Here is a 15,352-nt window from a genome sequence, read left to right as displayed (position 1 = left end):
CAATCTGGACCCATGACTGAGATGCCCTACAGCATCGGCGAGGGGCCGGCCACCAGGGTCAGCCTCTCCCTGCCCGAAGGTACGGCCGAGGCCATCCGCCAGCGGGTGGGCAAGCGCGAGTTCTCGGCGTTCATCACCGCAGCCGTCGAGCGCGAGCTGCGCGGTCGGATCCTGGACGAGTACCTGGCCGACTATGAACGCCGGAAGGGATCGATCTCGCCGGCGGAGCAGGAGCGCGCACGGCAGGTCTTCGACGAGGTGTTCGGCGAGGAGGGCGGATGGCCCGTCGCAAGCTGAGCCACGAGGGCACCCTGGTGCTCGACTCCGAGGGCCTGTCCAAGCTGGTCAACGACCACGAACCCGCCGTCGCGCTGGTCGCGGAGGCCCGCAAACGGGGCATGGAGGTGGTGATCAGTGCCTTGACCATCATCGAAGCCGCGCTCAGTCGCACCGACCGGGCCCGCCTCCGCTGGATTCTGTCCGGGCTGCGGATCGTGCAGGTGGGGGACGAGGACGCCCGGGCGGCTTCCGCGATGCTGATCGCCGCAGGTCTTCATGGCCACAAGTGCGCGATTGACGCGGCAGTGGCCGAGATGGCGCTGCGACAGCAGCGGCCGGTCGTCCTGCTGACGTCGGACATCGACGACATGACCAAACTCTGCGGTGATCGTGTGCGGCTCGTGCTCGTGTAGTCGATCGAGGCACGCGGTGGTTGCCTTGCCCATTCGCGCCATCTGGCGCTCTCCGTGTGACGCCCGACTGGTTGTCAGGGACTCTCGTCACAATCGCCCACATGGAGGTCAGATCTGACTGGACGCTGGAACTGCAGCTGGAGACTGTGCAGCGGGAGGCGGTTGGTGGACAGGTGATCATTGCGATCACCGCTGTGCTGGACCACATGAAAGGCGGTCGGGGTGGGCACCGCAGAGCATCCGGCCGAGCGGCGAAACCACACCGGCTCCCGGCTCCTGGAGGCAGCCGTGGCCGCTGCACGCGAGGACGGCCGACGCTGTGTCATCACCCAGGCAGAGGCGGGTACTCCCGGCGACCGATTCCTGTCGGCCCGGGGCTTCCGCAGGGTCCTGACCCTGACCTTCACCCGCCTCCCATTGGCCGAGGTGGACATCACCGCTCTCGCCGAGATCACCGAACAGTCACATCCGGGATATCGGCTGGCGTCATGGGAGGGTACGGTTCCGGACGGCTTCGCCGAGACGTTTGTCGCGTCGCGCCACGTCATGGACGACATGCCGATGGGCAGCACCGACTTCGGCACGGTGACCTGGGACCTGGAACGGGTCCGGGCCGCAGCTGCGGCCATCGAAAGGCGGGGTGACGTGCTGCACACCGTCGTTGCCATCGACGAGTCGGACGGCTCGATCGCTGGGTTCACTGAACTGGTGGTCCCCGGCGATGGCAAGGGCGATGGCCAGCACTACGGCACCGGTGTCCTCCCTGATCATCGCGGGCATGGCCTCGGCCTCTGGATGAAGGCCGCCTCGATCCGGCATGCCTTTGAGCGGCACCCGGACCTCGGCGGCTTGCTTACCGACACCGCCGATAACAATCCGTATATGAGGCACATCAACGACGCGCTCGGCTATGTGCCGACGCACACAACATTCATTCGAGTACCAGCTCGATCTCCAGGACGGTGGGGGCCGGGCCGGGCCGTCATCCTGACCCGGCCCCCACAACCTCGAGTTCTCCTGATCTCCCCTTCAGCCGCCCGAGAAAGCCGTGAACTACACCTTCGGCCTCTGTCTCGGCGACCCCATGCCCTGATCGACACCCCTCCAAGAACCTCTGCGGAGCAGCGCTGGGGCCCGGTCCGCCGGGCGCCCGCGCCGCGACAACTCGACGCCTCCACCGGCCCTGACGGGCTCTCGGCGGGGGGCGTCGGGCGTTCAGGGCCGCCGGCCCAAGTGATGCGTGTCACTTCGGGAGGTTCGGTGCAGCAGGACGCGGTGAGGGCCCGTCATGGGTGTGGGAACGCTGAAGGAGGAGAACATGAGTGCATCGGCGGGCGGCTGGTGAGGCTGGGCAGGCGCGGCAGGGACACCCGGCGGATCGACTTCGTCGAGTTCGTCCAGCAGCGCTCCGCGGCACTGTTCCGGACCGCCTACATCCTGACTGGAAGTCAGGACAGTGCGGAGGACCTGCTGCAGGAGGCGCTGGAGAAGGCATGCCGGCACTGGAACCGGGTAGCCGTCGCGGACTCGCCGGAGGCCTACGTGCGCCGGATCGTGGTCAACCTGGCCAACGACCGGTGGCGCAGACTCCGCCGGGCCGGTGAGCGCTCGGACCTCGCGGACCACGCAGACCCCCGTGACCCGTACCGGCTCGTGGACCTTCGCGACGAACTGGTACAGGCGCTCCACGTCCTGCCGATCGGTATGCGCACCGTCGTGGTGCTGCACTACCTGCATGACATGGGCGACCAGGAGATCGCCGAGACACTCCGGATCTCACCCTCCGCCGTGCGCTCGCAACTCGCCCGCGGGCTGGCCAAACTGCGCACCGCGGTGCCCCGGTCCGAACCGCCCGCGCCCGTACCGGACGACGGCCGGCCCACTCCTCTGCCCCAGTTCGAAGGTGCGTGATGACCTCGTTCCCGCCCGACGGCCACCTCGGCTCCACCCCGGACCCCGACCTGAGAGAGGCACTGATCCAGGCCATGGACAACTTCGCGAACGACGCACAACCCCCCGCGTTCGACGGCACCGCCATCCTGCGCCGCACCCGCCGTCGGCGCGGACTGCTCGCGGTCACGGCATCGGCGGCCGCCATCGTCCTGACCGCGGGCACCGCCTTCGCCCTGCACGGCTCCGACCAGCCCCCGGTCCGGCACACCGCCGCCGCGCCCGTAGCCTCCGCGACGCCCTCGCCCGCGCCGCCGGAGCCGACCTCCACCGCTTCCCCCGCCCCCGACACCTCCGCCACCGCTTCCCCCGAGGCTCCGATGGGAAGCGCCACGCCCTCCCCCGGCACCCGCACCGCACCAGCGCCCGGTGACCCCTCCGTCACCGTCCCCGCAGTCCTCGGCATGCCCCAGGCCCAGGCCGAGAAGGTCCTCACGGAAGTCGGACTGAAGATCGAGCACGTCCAGAACTTCACCGACTGGAAGGCCCCGGCCGGCGCGGTGATCAGCAGCGAGCCCAGGCCCGGCACCGCCGTCGCCCCGGGCACCGCCGTCACCCTTTTCGTCTCAAAGGGGAAGCCCTGACGTCACCGGCCCCGGAACCGGCGGACGGTCCTACGGGTCGCCCCCGGTGAGCGCCGACCGGTCGCGTCAGGCCGGTTCGGCGATCGGGGCGGTGCCGACCGGCTGGTGCATGCCCGAGCACAGCGCGACGCCGTCCTCGATCGCGACCGCCACCTGGGTCAGACCCGAGCGGAATCCGGCCGGCGACGCGGTCGACGGAGCCGTCCCGGGCGGCGGCCAGCGTCGCGTCGGCCAGCTCCGCCGGGCCCGCAGCGCCGGGCCGGGTGCCGGGTTCGGCCAGCAGCAGTGGCGCGGCCGCTGCGAAGGCCAGACTCAGCGACCCGAGCGCCCGGGCGCTCGGGGTCGAGATGTGCGGGAGGCGTGTGATGGGTGCCGTCACCCGGCGAGCATCCCAGACAGATCATCTGCCGGTGATCGTTATTGCGATTTCCGTATGGCGGCGCGCAGCCCTATCGCCTCAGCCAGCCTGCACCTGCCCGCTGGCCGCAGCGCGGAACGCGTGCGCGACGCCCTCGTGGCCACCGTCCAGACCCTGCCCGGCCACGCGCGACGCTCGCTCACCTGGGTCCAGGGAGCCGAGATGGCCGCACACGGCTCGCTCCCCGTCGCTATTGACGTCCTGGTCTACTTCTGTGACCCCGGCAGGGCCAAGGGAAGATTTATCCCGATGTGTCCGAAATGAATGAGACCAAAACTGAGACCAGGGCACGACGAAGGCCCCGACTGCTGAGCAGTCGGGGCCTTCGTTATGGCTGGTCAGCCATGGCGGAGGATACGAGATTCGAACTCGTGAGGGGTTGCCCCGAACGCGCTTTCCAATTCTGCACGGAGCCGTTCGGCGGGGTCCGTCCCCGTTCTGACGTGCGGCTTTCTGTTCTCCGGAGAGGTGGCTGACCGTGCTTGAACGGTGATGAATGAGACCAGAACTGAGACCGGGATCAGAACCCTGCTGCCGTGCCCTTCGCCGTCTGCTACCCCGCTACTCCGTCCGCAGCACCTCCGCCACGGGTGCCTTCGCCGCGCCCCGGGCCGGGAGGTAGGCCCCCAGCGCGGCGATCACGGAGCCCGAGAGGGCCAGCAGTGCCACCATCGGCCAGTTCCACACGTGCAGCATCGAGTCCGGCAGGTCGAGTCCGGTGCCGTGTCCGGTGATCGGGATGATGATCCGGTGCGCGAGCATCCCGAGCGGGGCGCCGACGATCCCGCCGACCGCTCCGAGTGCCGCCACGGAGGTCACGACCATGGCGATCACCTGGCGCGGCGTCATGCCGATCGACTTGAGCATCCCCAGGTCCTTGCGGCGTTCGCGGGTGTTGAGGACCACCGTGTTGAACACGCCGAGGCTCGAGACGATGATCAGCATCGTGGTGAGCGTCGACACCACGCTGATGATGACCTTCTCGATGGTGTCGGAGGCGCCGTTCACCGTCGCCTCCAGCCCCGGGTCGATACGCGCGACCGCAGTGGCGTAGGCCTGCGGGTCGGTGCCTTTCGCGAGCTGGACGGAGAAGCTCTGGGCGCGCTGGACCATGCTGAGCGGGATGAACCGGTTCCAGTCGAGGGTCGTCACGTCCCAGCCTCCGACGCCCTCGCCGACGATCTTCTCCGGCTGCGGCCCGTCGCTCGTGTCCAGCGTGATCGTGTCGCCGAGAGACACCTTGTGCTGGTGCCAGAACTCCGATGAGACGACCACCTCGTTCGGCCCCTCTATCCAGCGCCCCCGGACGAGATCCGGGCGCAGCTCCGCCGTGTCGCCGCTCTCGACGCCTACCCGGACGATTCCCGACGAGCCCGCCATGCGGGTTACCGCCGGGGCCTCGGCGGACACGTGCACGGCACCGGGCAGCGAGCGCAGCAGCGCGAAGAGCTGGTCGTCGGAGTGTGTCGGGCCGGGAGGGTTCCACTTCGGGTCGTTGACGTCGACGATCACCTGGATCTTGTCGGTCTGCTTCTGCATCTGCCCGAACTTGACGACCGAGGCGGAGAGGCCGAGCGCCATCGTCACCGTCATGACGCCGAGCACGACGGTCGACAGTGTCAGGGCCGTGCGGCCCGGCCGGGCGAACGGCCAGCCCAGGCCCAGGCTCACCGGGCGCGGCAGGCGCGATCCGCCGAGCCTGCGCTGGACCGCCAGACCACGTCCGGTCTGTTGGGCGCCGCCCGCGCTGATGGCGACGGCGGCGGGCAGGCGGCGGGCGCGCATCGCCGGGATGAGCGCGGACAGCGCGACGAGTACCGGCATCCCGATCAGCACGACCGGATAGACCCACGTCGGGACGGTCGCCCTGTCCATGACCAGATCGCCGCCGAAGATGCCGAAGAACGCCTGGTGCACCAGCTTCTTGCCGACGAGGCCGCCGATCACCGAGCCGAGCACGCAGCCGATCACCGCCGGGGTGGTGACCATGGCGAGGTAGACCGCCGTCACCTGGTTCGGCGTGAACCCCAGGGCCTTGAGGACTCCGATGTGCCGGAAGCCCGAGACGACCGCGCCGCTGACGACGTTGCCGACGATCAGGACCGAGACGATCAGGCCCAGGACGCCGAAGACCGTCAGGAACGGCACATAGGTGTTCGGGCCCTTGGCGAGGTTCGCCTTGATGGCCAGGTAGGAGCTGGTCCCCGTCAGGGCGTCGGACGGCAGGCCCTTCGTAGCGGCGGCCATGCCGGCCTTCAGCGCCGAGTCGGACCCGGCGTCCTTGAAGCGGTACAGCATCTGGAGCGAGGCCGAGTGCAGGGCCCTGGCCTGGTCCGGCGTGACCCAGCCGCCCGCGGACTGGCTGGCCGAGGCGGCGTAGCCGACGACCTTCAGCTGCACGCCGTCCGGGGTGACGACCTCGTGCTCGGACTTGATCGCCAGCAGACCGATGAACGACGGCTCGTTCAGGACGATCTCGCCGGGACCGGTCGCCCAGCGGCCGGCGCTGAGCTCGAGGGCGTCGACCGGCGTGTCCGGCCGGTCGCGGCCGACGACGGTGAACGAACCGGCCAGCCCCATCGGATGGTCGCCGGTCTCGGAAGGCGAGTGGAGGACGGCCTCGGGATAGGGACCGGCGACGGCCTCGACTCCGGGGGCGTTCGCGGCCCGGGCGATCTGCGCGGCGGTCGCCTTCGAGCTGTCGAACTCGGCGACGACGTGTGCGCCCTTCGCGGCGTTGTAGGCCTGGTCGAAGGGGCCCGACACGGCCGCCAGCAGGCCCAGCGTGGCGATGGCCATCGCGCTGGAGACCATGACGACGACGCCGAGGATGAAGGTCTGGAACCTGCGCCGCTTCACCGCTGCGCGGGAGGCCCGCCACACCGCGCTCATCGTGCGACCCCCGCGACCACTGCGCCGTTCGCAACCACTGCGGCGTTCACCGAGCTGTCCCGGGCGATGCGCCCGTCTGCAACCTCGATGACCCGGCGCGCGCACTGCGCGGCGAGCCGCGGGTCGTGCGTGACGATCAGCAGCGTCTGGCCGAGCTGGTTCAGGTCCATGAGCAGCTGCATCACCTGGTCACCGGACCGGCTGTCCAGGGCGCCGGTCGGCTCGTCGGCCAGCAGCAGCGACGGACGGTTCATCAAGGCCCGTGCCGTGGCGACCCGCTGCCGCTCGCCGCCGGACAGCGAGGCGGGGTAGATGTTCTTCCGGTCGGCGATTCCGAGTTCGCCCATGAGCTCCAAGGCGCGCTTGCGGGCAGCCGAGGCCTTCAGCCCGACCAGCTGTCCGGACAGGGCGATGTTGTCCAGGGCCGGCAGGTCGTCCAGCAGGTTGAAGAACTGGAAGATCATGCCGATCCGGCGGCGGCGGAACAGCGCCAGGCCCTTCTCGTTGAGCCTGGTCAAATCCTCCCCGCCGACGACGACCGATCCACCGGTTGGCCGGTCGAGCCCGGACACCATGTTCAGCAGCGTCGACTTCCCGGAGCCGGACGGCCCCATCACGGCGACTGACTCGCCCGCGCCGATCTCCAGCGAGACACCGTCCAGAGCCGCGTAATCCCCGAAGTCCTTCCGCACGTCCGTGAGTCGGACGACGACTTCCCGTTCCTCGTAACCGCCAGTGTTCGTCATGGGGAGAACAGTGACGATCACCCTGGTCCACCGGCATCGGAGCGTCGTCCGTACTTCGGAGGCGCGGATACCGACCCGGGTTGTACACCCTCGCTCCGATGTCCCCGGATGATCACGCGGCTACGATCGCGTCATGTCCACGGCCCCGCCTCCGACGCTGCTCCAACGTGTGACGCCCGGCGTGGCAACGGCGCTCACCTGGTGTGTGTCCACGTTCTACTCGTTCATCGTCCAGATCCGCTGGCCGGGAGAGGCCTGGGGGCCCTGGGGCGAGAAGAGCCACCGCGCCGCCCCGTTCGCGATGCGCCCCCAGGAAAAGGCGGCACTGCTGGTCGCGGCGGTCCTGCTGTCCTTCGCCTGTCGGCTGTTGACCCGCAGACCGCTGGGATCGATGACGATGCTGGTGCTCAGCGCACTGGTCCTGACCAACGGTCCGTTCCACACGATCAGCATCGCGCCCGAGCAGTACCTGCCGGTCTCTGTCGCCCTCTGTTTCGTTGCCGCCGCCGAGCCACGGCGGACTTCGCTGTTCGCCGGCGGGGTGGCCCTGGCCGGGCTCTTCGGCTACATCGGTGTGCGCCTTGCGGTCGGATTCCGCGTGGGCACCTCGGTCGAGGCCGTCGTCCTGATGATGGTCGTCGTCGCGTGGGTGATCGGGAACTCGCAACGCCAGGAACGCGTGCACGCAAAGGAGTTGCGCACCCGGGCGGCAGAGCAGGCGGTGACGGCCGAGCGGCTGCGGATCGCCCGCGAGCTGCACGACATGGTCGCGCACAGCATCGGGGTCGTCGCGATCCAGGCCGGGGCCGCCAAGCGCGTCATTGATACCCAGCCGGAGGGCGCCCGCCGGGCCCTCGGCGTGATCGAGGACACCAGCCGGGAGACGCTCGCCGGGCTGCGGCGCATGCTCGGCGCGCTCCATGACGCCGAGTCCGCTGACGCCGAGAAGCCGCTCGCCGGGCTGGAAGACGTCGACAAGCTCGTGGCGAACGTGAGGAACGCCGGCGTCCGGGTGGACGTCGAGTGGCGCGGCGAGAGGCGTCCGCTGCCGCCGGAGGTCGACCTGTCCGCGTTCCGCATCATCCAGGAGTCCGTCACCAACGTGGTGAAGCACTCCAAGACAGAGCAGTGCCGTGTCTCCGTCGTCTTCGATCCGGCCGACCTGTCCGTCGTGATCGTCGACAGCGGGCCCGGAAGCGGCAGGGGCGAAGGCACCGGCTACGGTATCGCCGGGATGCGTGATCGAGTGAAGCTGCTAAACGGCGACTTCACTGCCGGCCCGCGTCCCGAGGGCGGCTACCGCGTGACTGCCCGTCTCCCCATCCCGATGGAGGTCTGATGCCGGTCCGCGTCGTGCTTGCCGACGACCAGCCGCTGATCCGCGCCGGTCTGGTCATGGTGATCACCGACATCCCGGACATCGAGGTCGTCGGGGAGGCCGGGAACGGCGCCGAGGCAGTGCAGCTGGTCCGGGATCTCAATCCCGACGTCGTCGTCATGGACATCCGGATGCCCGGCATGGACGGCATCGAGGCCACCCGGATGATCACGAAGGACGTCGGCGCCCCGCACGTCATCGTCCTGACGACGTTCGACGACGACGACAACGTCTACAACGCCCTGCGAGCCGGGGCTTCGGGATTCCTCGTCAAGGACATGGCCCTGGACGACATCATCGCGGCGGTGCGGGTCGTGGCCGCCGGGGACGCGCTGATCGCACCGAAGGTGACGCGCCGCCTGATCGAGGAGTTCGCCGACCGTCCCCAGCGGGCCGCCGCCCCCCGGCCCAAGGAGATCCAGGGGATCACCGACCGCGAGCGCGAGGTACTGACGCTGATCGGCCGGGGGATGTCGAACGCCCAGATCGCCGAGGCGATGTTCATCAGCGGCGCGACCGTCAAGGCGTACGTGACACGGCTGCTGTCCAAGCTCGACGCCCGCGACCGCGTCCACCTCGTCATCATCGCCTACGAGAACGGCCTGGTGGCGCCGACCGGATAGGCCCCGATGCCCCGGCGAAGACGCCGCCCGAGCCCAAAAATCCCAACTGAGACCACGGAACGACGAAGGCCCCGACCGCTGAGCGGTCGGGGCCTTCAATCAGGCGGAGGATACGAGATTCGAACTCGTGAGGGGTTGCCCCCAACACGCTTTCCAACTGTTCGTCAGGCTGTCCAGGGGCGGGTGCGGGCGTCCCGACCTGCGGTGGAGCGGCTCGTTCGCCGGGCTGCGAACAGCGCCGGACGAGGGTGAAAGCAACCAGAACTGCAACCACACCGAACCAACGAGGTGCAGCAACAGAGGCATCCGCCCCCGACCGCTTCCTGAGCATCAGGCAGACGTACGGGCGCTCTTGCTGCCCGAGCGCGATCGCCGCTCGGGGCCGGCCGTGCACAAGCCCGCCGGGTTGCTGAACTGAGGACCCAGAGAGCTTCCCCGTGACACCGGCGGAGGTCACCCGCTACGCGGCGGCGGCTCGGGAACGGGAGGCTTCGATCTCGGCGTAGGCGCCGGCCTTGTTCTCCCAGTGGGAGCCCTCGACGGATTTTCCGGGTTCGAGGTCCTTGTAGACCTCGAAGAAGTGGGTGATCTCCTGCAGGTCGAACGGAGGCATGTCGTCGATGTCCTGCAGCCGTGCGAAGCGCGGGTCGTGAGCGGGCACGCAGAGCACTTTCTCGTCCGGCCCTTTCTCGTCGGTCATGACGAACATGCCGATGGCGCGACATGTGATGCCGCATCCCGGAAAGGTGGGCTCGCCGACGAGGACGAGGGCGTCGAGAGGGTCGCCGTCCCCACCGAGGGTGTCTTCGATGAACCCGTAGTCCGCTGGGTAGCGGGTGGCCGTGAACAGCATCCGGTCCAGGCGGATCCGCCCGGCTGCATGGTCCATCTCGTACTTGTTGCGCGAGCCTTGGGGGATCTCGACGATCACCTCGAAGTCCATGTCGGCCTCCTTCCGCGATCCCGGGCGTCCGGTGCCGCGACGAACTCAGGTCTTCATTCTCCGGCGGATCAGCCGCAGCCGCATCGCGGCCACCCGGTTGCACTCTCTAGCTCTGCAGATCTTCAACGCCCCGGGTTAGCCTCTGTCTGAACAGGGCTTCGTCCGCTTTGTCCCCGGGCGGCGCGTTCGCCAGAGCCACTCCGCAGGAGTCGGCACAGAGGGATTCTCCGGCAGCGATCCGGTCGAAGTAAGCCAGGCTATTCGCAGATCGCGCGACTCGCCCGCGCAGCCGAGCGGTTCAGTGCGCCCGGCGCACCAGCACGACGTCGAGGAGGACGGAATGGCTGGGTTCGTTCTCGCCGGCGCATCCGCTGTGCAGTACACCGCCGCGCTTGTCCCTGGGCGGAGCCGGCTCGGTGCTCCAGCCGCAGTGGCACCTGTGCTGACCGCGTCGGGCCGAACCCTGGTGGTGGTGGTCGCGCTGATCGCGGCCGGTGCACTGGTGGTGGCCTGGGTGTTGGTGAGGCAGGTGCTGGCTGCGGACGAGGGCACGCCGGCGATGCGGCGGATCGCCGCGGCGATCCAGGAGGGCGCGAACGCGTATCTGGCGCGCCAGTTCCGCACCCTGGGGGTGTTCGCCGGGGTGGTGCCTTTCGTGCTGCTGCTGCTCCCGGCGGACAACTGGGGGCAGCGGGTGGGGCGTTCGGTGTTCTTCCTGGTCGGGGCGGCGTTCTCGGCGACGACCGGGTACGTGGGAATGCAGTTGGCCGTACGCAGCAATGTGCGGGTAGCGGCAGCGGCGCGGGCGGCAACACCGCCGGTTCCTGCGGCAGGCGATCGGGAGGGGCCGACGGCGGCACCGCTGGTCCGTACGGTCTCGCATCGCGCGATGCGGATCGGCTTCCGCACCGGCGGGGTGGTGGGCATGTTCACCGTGGGGCTGGGATTGCTGGGGGCGGCCGCGGTGGTGCTGATCTACCGGACGAACGCGCCGAAGGTGCTGGAGGGGTTCGGTTTCGGTGCGGCGTTGCTGGCGATGTTCATGCGGGTGGGCGGAGGGATCTTCACCAAGGCCGCAGACGTCGGCGCGGACCTGGTGGGCAAGGTGGAGCAGGGAATCCCGGAGGACGATCCGCGCAACGCGGCGACGATCGCCGACAACGTTGGCGACAACGTGGGGGACTGCGCGGGGATGGCGGCCGACCTGTTCGAGTCCTACGCGGTGACCCTGGTCGCCGCGCTGATCCTGGGCAGGGCCGCCTTCGGTGACCTCGGGCTGGCCTTCCCGCTGGTAGTACCCGGGATCGGGGTGCTCACCGCAGTGCTGGGCATTGTGGCGGTCTCCCCACGGCCCGGGGACCGCAGCGGTATGACCGCCATCAACCGCGGGTTCTTCGCCTCCGCGCTGGTCTCGCTCGCCCTGGTGGCCGGCGCGGTTTTCGCGTTCCTACCGGCCCACTTCTCCGGTCTGCACGGTGTACCGGCCGAGATCACCCGGCACGCGGGCAGCCCACGGCTTTTCGCCCTGGCCGCGGTGGCCATCGGGATCGTGCTGGCCACCGCCATCCAGCAACTGACCGGCTACTTCACCGAGACCACCCGCCGGCCGGTGCGGGACGTGGCCAAGACCTCACTCACCGGGCCGGCCACCGTGGTGCTCTCCGGTATCGCGCTCGGCCTGGAAGCGGCCGTGTACTCCGCCGTGGCCATCGGCGCCGCGGTCTACGGCGCCTACCTCCTCGGCGGCGGCTCCCTGATCCTGTCCCTGTTCGCGGTCGCACTGGCCGGCACCGGGCTGCTGACCACCGTGGGCGTGATTGTGGCCATGGACACGTTCGGCCCCGTCTCCGACAACGCCCAGGGCATCGCCGAGATGTCCGGCGACGTCACCGGCGCCGGCGCGCAGGTGCTCACCGAGCTGGACGCGGTCGGCAACACCACCAAGGCGATCACCAAGGGCATCGCCATTGCCACGGCGGTGCTTGCCGCCACCGCGCTGTTCGGCTCCTACACCGACGCCATCAACACCACCGAGGCGCAGATCGGCCCGGCCGCCCACGGCTCGAGCCTGAGCCTGGCCATCGACCAGCCCAACGACCTGGTCGGCCTGCTGCTCGGCGCTGCCGTCGTCTTCCTCTTCTCCGGCCTGGCCATCAACGCCGTCTCGCGCTCCGCCGGCGCAGTGGTCTACGAGGTCCGTCGCCAGTTCCGCACCCGCCCCGGCATCATGGACGGCACCGAGCGGCCCGAGTACGGCCGGGTGGTGGACATCTGCACCCGCAATGCACTGCGCGAACTGGCCACCCCGGGTCTGCTCGCCGTGCTGGCCCCGATCGCCGTGGGCTTCCTCCTCGGCGTCGGCTCGCTCGGCTCCTACCTGGCGGGCGCCATCGGCACCGGCACCCTGATGGCCGTCTTCCTGGCCACCTCCGGTGGCGCTTGGGACAACGCCAAGAAACTGGTCGAGGACGGCCACCACGGAGGCAAGGGCAGCCCCGCCCACGCCGCCACCGTCATCGGTGACACCGTAGGGGATCCCTTCAAGGACACCGCAGGACCCGCCATCAACCCGCTGCTGAAGGTGATGAACCTGGTCTCCCTTCTGGTCGCCCCAGCCATCGTCAAACTCGGCTTCGGCTCGCACGCCAACCTCGGCCTCCGGCTGACTATCGCCCTGGTGGCCCTGGCCGTCGTCATCACCGCAGTGTGGATCTCCAAACGCCGCAGCATCACCGTCGGCCCCGACGAAACATCCATTGACACCCGAGCGCCGGAGGAGCCCGCCCCCGTCCCGTAGTCCGCATCCTGAGTGCGGGGAGCAAGCCTGCGCACCACTGAGACCAGGAAACGGCGAAGACCCCGGCCGCATCGCGATCGGGGTCTTCGTTTCGGCTGGTCAGCCGTGGCGGAGGATACGAGATTCGAACTCGTGAGGGGTTGCCCCCAACACGCTTTCCAACTGTTCGCCCGGCTGTCCGGGCATGGCTGCAGGCGCCCTGACCTGCGGTGGAGCGGTCCACTGGCTGGGCTCTGAACGGCGCTGGACGGGGGTGAATGCAACCAGAACTGCAACCAGGCTCGGCCGGCTGTCCTTGGTCAGGGTGTCGCGATGTGGCGAGCGGTGCTTCAGCCGGCGAGCGGCTCGCGGGTGATCGCCGGGCGGACCCTGGTGAGCATCAGGTCGAGGAACTGGTCGGGGTGGCGGAAGGAGGCGAAGTGGCTGGCGTTCCGGATGAGTGCGAAGTCCTTGACCGGGGCGGTCACGTCGTCGAGGAACCGCCGGGCCGGCTCGGGCGGCGTGAGGACGTCGCTGTCACCCTGGAAGACGAAGAACGGGAGCGAGAACGCGGTGCCCTCGGCCCACTCGTCGACAGCCGTGGCCTGCGGTCCGAGTCGCTCCGAGAAGGTCATGCCCTTCAGGTAGGCCCGCAGCTCGCGCAGTGTGTGCAGGGGAGAGAACCACAGCGAGCGGACCACCACGGTCTTCATGGTGTCGAAGGTCAGCGGGTCGGTGGTGACGACGATCTTGGCGTACTCCGCCCACTGATGTGCGCTCCAGGCCGTGGCGTCGGGGCCCATCGCGGTGACGGCGGCGAGTTCCTTGTGCTTGCCCGCCTTCCGCAGGCGGCCGAGCAGGGTGTGGTAGGCCGAGCGGTCACGTCCGGCCGCGATGATGTTCTGGTCGGTTCCGACGTACGCGGAGTACAGCTCGGGGTGGCTGCGGGCCAGGCGCAGGCCGAGGACTGTGCCGAAGGAGTTGGCGACCAACAGGACCTTCGGGACACCGAGCCGGGTGAGGACGTGCTCGGTCACCTCCAGTGCGTCCCGGTGGAGCCGGTCGAGGCTCATCTCTCCCTGCCCGGCGGGGCCGGTGGCGGCGAAGGTCTTGCCGGTCCCGCGCATATCCCACCGCACGATCGTGAAGTGGCGCTCCCAGGCCCGGGTGCAGGGGATGAACACGAGGTTGGATGCGCCGGGGCCGCCGTGAATCTCCAGGATCACCGGGTTGCGCAGGTCCTCGCCGCGGACGGAGACCCACTGGTCGATGCCGCCGATGCGGACGAACCCGGACTCGTCGATGCCGTTCGGGGTCGTAATACGCAGTCGCCTGGCGTTCGTGCTGCGCTTGAGCTGGCGGTAGCCCAGCAGGGCGACGACAGGTGCGGCGAGGGCGGTGGCGGAGACGGTGACGATGACGCCGAGCATGAGTGTTCCCCCAAAACTGTTTATCTCATCAGCAGTTGCGTTTAAGGTATATACAGTTCTGAGGCGGTGTCAACCGGTACTGCCGACAGCCGTCGAGACGGAGGGCCGCATGGCCAAGGAGAAGGCGCGTGACCTGCGTGCGGGCGTCGCGCTGCTGTGGGGCGAGCAGGACCAGCCGACTCGCGGCCCCAAGCCGAGCCTCACCCCGCATCGCATCGCCGAGGCCGCTGTGGCCATCGCCGACGCCGAGGGCTTGGATGCCGTGGCCATGAGCAAGGTCGCCGCCGAGTTCGGCGTCTCGGCGATGGCCCTGTACCGCTACGTGCCCGGCAAGGCCGAACTGGTCCAGCTGATGGTCGAGTCCGTCCTCGCTCCGGCGCCCGACCTGTCGGCGGTGGGAGAGGGCTGGCGGCCGCAGATCATCGAGTGGGCCCGTCGGTCCGCGAAGATCCACCGGTCCCACCCCTGGCTGCTGGCCGCTACCGCGATGCGCCGCCAGCTCATGGGTCCCAATCAGCTCGCCTGGCTCGACGCGGCGCTCGCGGCCCTGGAGCCGGCTGGCCTGACCGCGGCCCAGCAGCATCGGGTCTTCGTTCTCGTCGCCGGTCTCGTGCGCACCCTCGTCCAGCAGCAGCTCGACTTCGACGAGGAGCACAGCCAGGAGTGGATCCGCCTCACCGGCGAGCTGCTCGGCCGGCACGCCGACCGCTTCCCCGCCCTGACCCGCGCCATCGCCGCCGGCGCCTTCGCACCCGACACCGTCGACCCGCTGGAGTTCGGCCTCGACCGCATCCTCGACGGCGTCCAGACCCTCATCGACCGCGCCTAGCGAGGTCTCGCTCCCAAAGCGTCCTGGCCGGTGCCGACGGCCGGGTCCACGGGTTCGCAGCGGTCCCAAGCACCTGGGCCGCGAGGGGGTG

Annotated in this window: 13 protein-coding genes and 1 pseudogene; 10 read left to right on the top strand and 4 right to left on the bottom strand. The window is 69.4% G+C overall.

Translation table 11 applies throughout. The features are described 5' to 3' along the window. Window positions 1–12 precede the first annotated feature (12 nt). The 6 genes and pseudogenes from P3T39_RS02050 to P3T39_RS02025 all read left to right on the top strand — a co-directional run bounded on the left by P3T39_RS02050 (window position 13) and on the right by P3T39_RS02025 (window position 3,908). Window positions 13–297, top strand: a complete 285-nt coding sequence (locus P3T39_RS02050; protein WP_280695501.1) for a hypothetical protein — start codon at window positions 13–15, stop codon at window positions 295–297. After that, window positions 279–692: a DNA-binding protein gene (locus P3T39_RS02045; RefSeq protein WP_280695500.1), complete on the top strand. Its 414-nt coding sequence runs from the start codon at window positions 279–281 to the stop codon at window positions 690–692. The genes P3T39_RS02050 and P3T39_RS02045 overlap by 19 nt, the downstream gene beginning before the upstream one ends. 222 nt (window positions 693–914) lie before the next feature. After that, window positions 915–1,683 (top strand): annotated as a pseudogene (locus tag P3T39_RS02040) (GNAT family N-acetyltransferase). A gap of 245 nt (window positions 1,684–1,928) precedes the next feature. Beyond that, window positions 1,929–2,603 (top strand): SigE family RNA polymerase sigma factor, encoded by a 675-nt coding sequence (locus tag P3T39_RS02035; protein WP_280695499.1) that lies wholly within the window; start codon window positions 1,929–1,931, stop codon window positions 2,601–2,603. Further along, window positions 2,603–3,226: a PASTA domain-containing protein gene (locus P3T39_RS02030; protein WP_280695498.1), complete on the top strand. Its 624-nt coding sequence runs from the start codon at window positions 2,603–2,605 to the stop codon at window positions 3,224–3,226. Before P3T39_RS02035 ends, P3T39_RS02030 begins: the two co-directional genes overlap by 1 nt. 46 nt (window positions 3,227–3,272) lie before the next feature. Further along, window positions 3,273–3,908 carry a hypothetical protein gene (locus tag P3T39_RS02025; protein ID WP_280695749.1) on the top strand — a complete coding sequence of 212 codons (636 nt, stop codon included), beginning with the start codon at window positions 3,273–3,275 and terminating at the stop codon, window positions 3,906–3,908. A gap of 297 nt (window positions 3,909–4,205) precedes the next feature. Here the strand turns inward: P3T39_RS02025 and P3T39_RS02020 are convergent, their stop codons facing one another. Next, window positions 4,206–6,536, bottom strand: a complete 2,331-nt coding sequence (locus P3T39_RS02020) for an FtsX-like permease family protein (protein WP_280695496.1) — start codon at window positions 6,534–6,536, stop codon at window positions 4,206–4,208. Beyond that, window positions 6,533–7,282, bottom strand: a complete 750-nt coding sequence (locus P3T39_RS02015; protein WP_280695495.1) for an ABC transporter ATP-binding protein — start codon at window positions 7,280–7,282, stop codon at window positions 6,533–6,535. The genes P3T39_RS02020 and P3T39_RS02015 overlap by 4 nt, the downstream gene beginning before the upstream one ends. A gap of 133 nt (window positions 7,283–7,415) precedes the next feature. Here P3T39_RS02015 and P3T39_RS02010 point away from each other — a divergent pair, with 133 nt between their 5' ends. Beyond that, window positions 7,416–8,621: a sensor histidine kinase gene (locus tag P3T39_RS02010; protein WP_280695494.1), complete on the top strand. Its 1,206-nt coding sequence runs from the start codon at window positions 7,416–7,418 to the stop codon at window positions 8,619–8,621. After that, entirely contained in the window at window positions 8,621–9,283 is a 663-nt protein-coding gene (locus P3T39_RS02005) for a response regulator transcription factor (RefSeq protein WP_280695493.1), read from the top strand. The genes P3T39_RS02010 and P3T39_RS02005 overlap by 1 nt, the downstream gene beginning before the upstream one ends. A 460-nt stretch (window positions 9,284–9,743) precedes the next feature. Here the strand turns inward: P3T39_RS02005 and P3T39_RS02000 are convergent, their stop codons facing one another. Next, window positions 9,744–10,226, bottom strand: coding sequence for an inorganic diphosphatase (locus P3T39_RS02000; RefSeq protein ID WP_218205006.1), 483 nt, complete (start codon window positions 10,224–10,226; stop codon window positions 9,744–9,746). Between the two features lie 340 nt (window positions 10,227–10,566). Between P3T39_RS02000 and P3T39_RS01995 the strand changes: the two genes are divergently transcribed. Then, window positions 10,567–13,023 carry a sodium-translocating pyrophosphatase gene (locus P3T39_RS01995; protein ID WP_280695492.1) on the top strand — a complete coding sequence of 819 codons (2,457 nt, stop codon included), beginning with the start codon at window positions 10,567–10,569 and terminating at the stop codon, window positions 13,021–13,023. Window positions 13,024–13,352: 329 nt separating this feature from the next. On the opposite strand, the gene P3T39_RS01990 is transcribed toward P3T39_RS01995, so the two are convergent. Beyond that, window positions 13,353–14,432 (bottom strand): alpha/beta hydrolase, encoded by a 1,080-nt coding sequence (locus tag P3T39_RS01990; protein WP_280695491.1) that lies wholly within the window; start codon window positions 14,430–14,432, stop codon window positions 13,353–13,355. A gap of 109 nt (window positions 14,433–14,541) precedes the next feature. Here P3T39_RS01990 and P3T39_RS01985 point away from each other — a divergent pair, with 109 nt between their 5' ends. Continuing rightward, the gene (locus tag P3T39_RS01985; RefSeq protein WP_280695490.1) at window positions 14,542–15,261 is read left to right on the top strand and encodes a TetR/AcrR family transcriptional regulator C-terminal domain-containing protein; all 720 of its coding nucleotides are present in this window, start codon (window positions 14,542–14,544) and stop codon (window positions 15,259–15,261) included. Window positions 15,262–15,352: the final 91 nt, after the last annotated feature.

This window comes from Kitasatospora sp. GP82, assembly GCF_029892105.1.
Classification (GTDB): Bacteria; Actinomycetota; Actinomycetes; order Streptomycetales; family Streptomycetaceae; genus Kitasatospora.
The sequence above is the reverse complement of the archived record's forward strand: the minus strand, read 5'-3'. Positions and strand labels throughout refer to the sequence as shown.

Bases quoted from the DNA above. Each gene is read 5' to 3' on its own strand.
- P3T39_RS02050 (WP_280695501.1), top strand. From the start codon at position 13: ATGACTGAGATGCCCTACAGCATCGGCGAGGGGCCGGCCACCAGGGTC.
- P3T39_RS02045 (WP_280695500.1), top strand. From the start codon at position 279: ATGGCCCGTCGCAAGCTGAGCCACGAGGGCACCCTGGTGCTCGACTCC.
- P3T39_RS02035 (WP_280695499.1), top strand. From the start codon at position 1,929: ATGCGTGTCACTTCGGGAGGTTCGGTGCAGCAGGACGCGGTGAGGGCC.
- P3T39_RS02030 (WP_280695498.1), top strand. From the start codon at position 2,603: ATGACCTCGTTCCCGCCCGACGGCCACCTCGGCTCCACCCCGGACCCC.
- P3T39_RS02020 (WP_280695496.1), bottom strand. From the start codon at position 6,536: ATGAGCGCGGTGTGGCGGGCCTCCCGCGCAGCGGTGAAGCGGCGCAGG.
- P3T39_RS02015 (WP_280695495.1), bottom strand. From the start codon at position 7,282: ATGACGAACACTGGCGGTTACGAGGAACGGGAAGTCGTCGTCCGACTC.
- P3T39_RS02010 (WP_280695494.1), top strand. From the start codon at position 7,416: ATGTCCACGGCCCCGCCTCCGACGCTGCTCCAACGTGTGACGCCCGGC.
- P3T39_RS02005 (WP_280695493.1), top strand. From the start codon at position 8,621: ATGCCGGTCCGCGTCGTGCTTGCCGACGACCAGCCGCTGATCCGCGCC.
- P3T39_RS02000 (WP_218205006.1), bottom strand. From the start codon at position 10,226: ATGGACTTCGAGGTGATCGTCGAGATCCCCCAAGGCTCGCGCAACAAG.
- P3T39_RS01995 (WP_280695492.1), top strand. From the start codon at position 10,567: ATGGCTGGGTTCGTTCTCGCCGGCGCATCCGCTGTGCAGTACACCGCC.
- P3T39_RS01990 (WP_280695491.1), bottom strand. From the start codon at position 14,432: ATGCTCGGCGTCATCGTCACCGTCTCCGCCACCGCCCTCGCCGCACCT.
- P3T39_RS01985 (WP_280695490.1), top strand. From the start codon at position 14,542: ATGGCCAAGGAGAAGGCGCGTGACCTGCGTGCGGGCGTCGCGCTGCTG.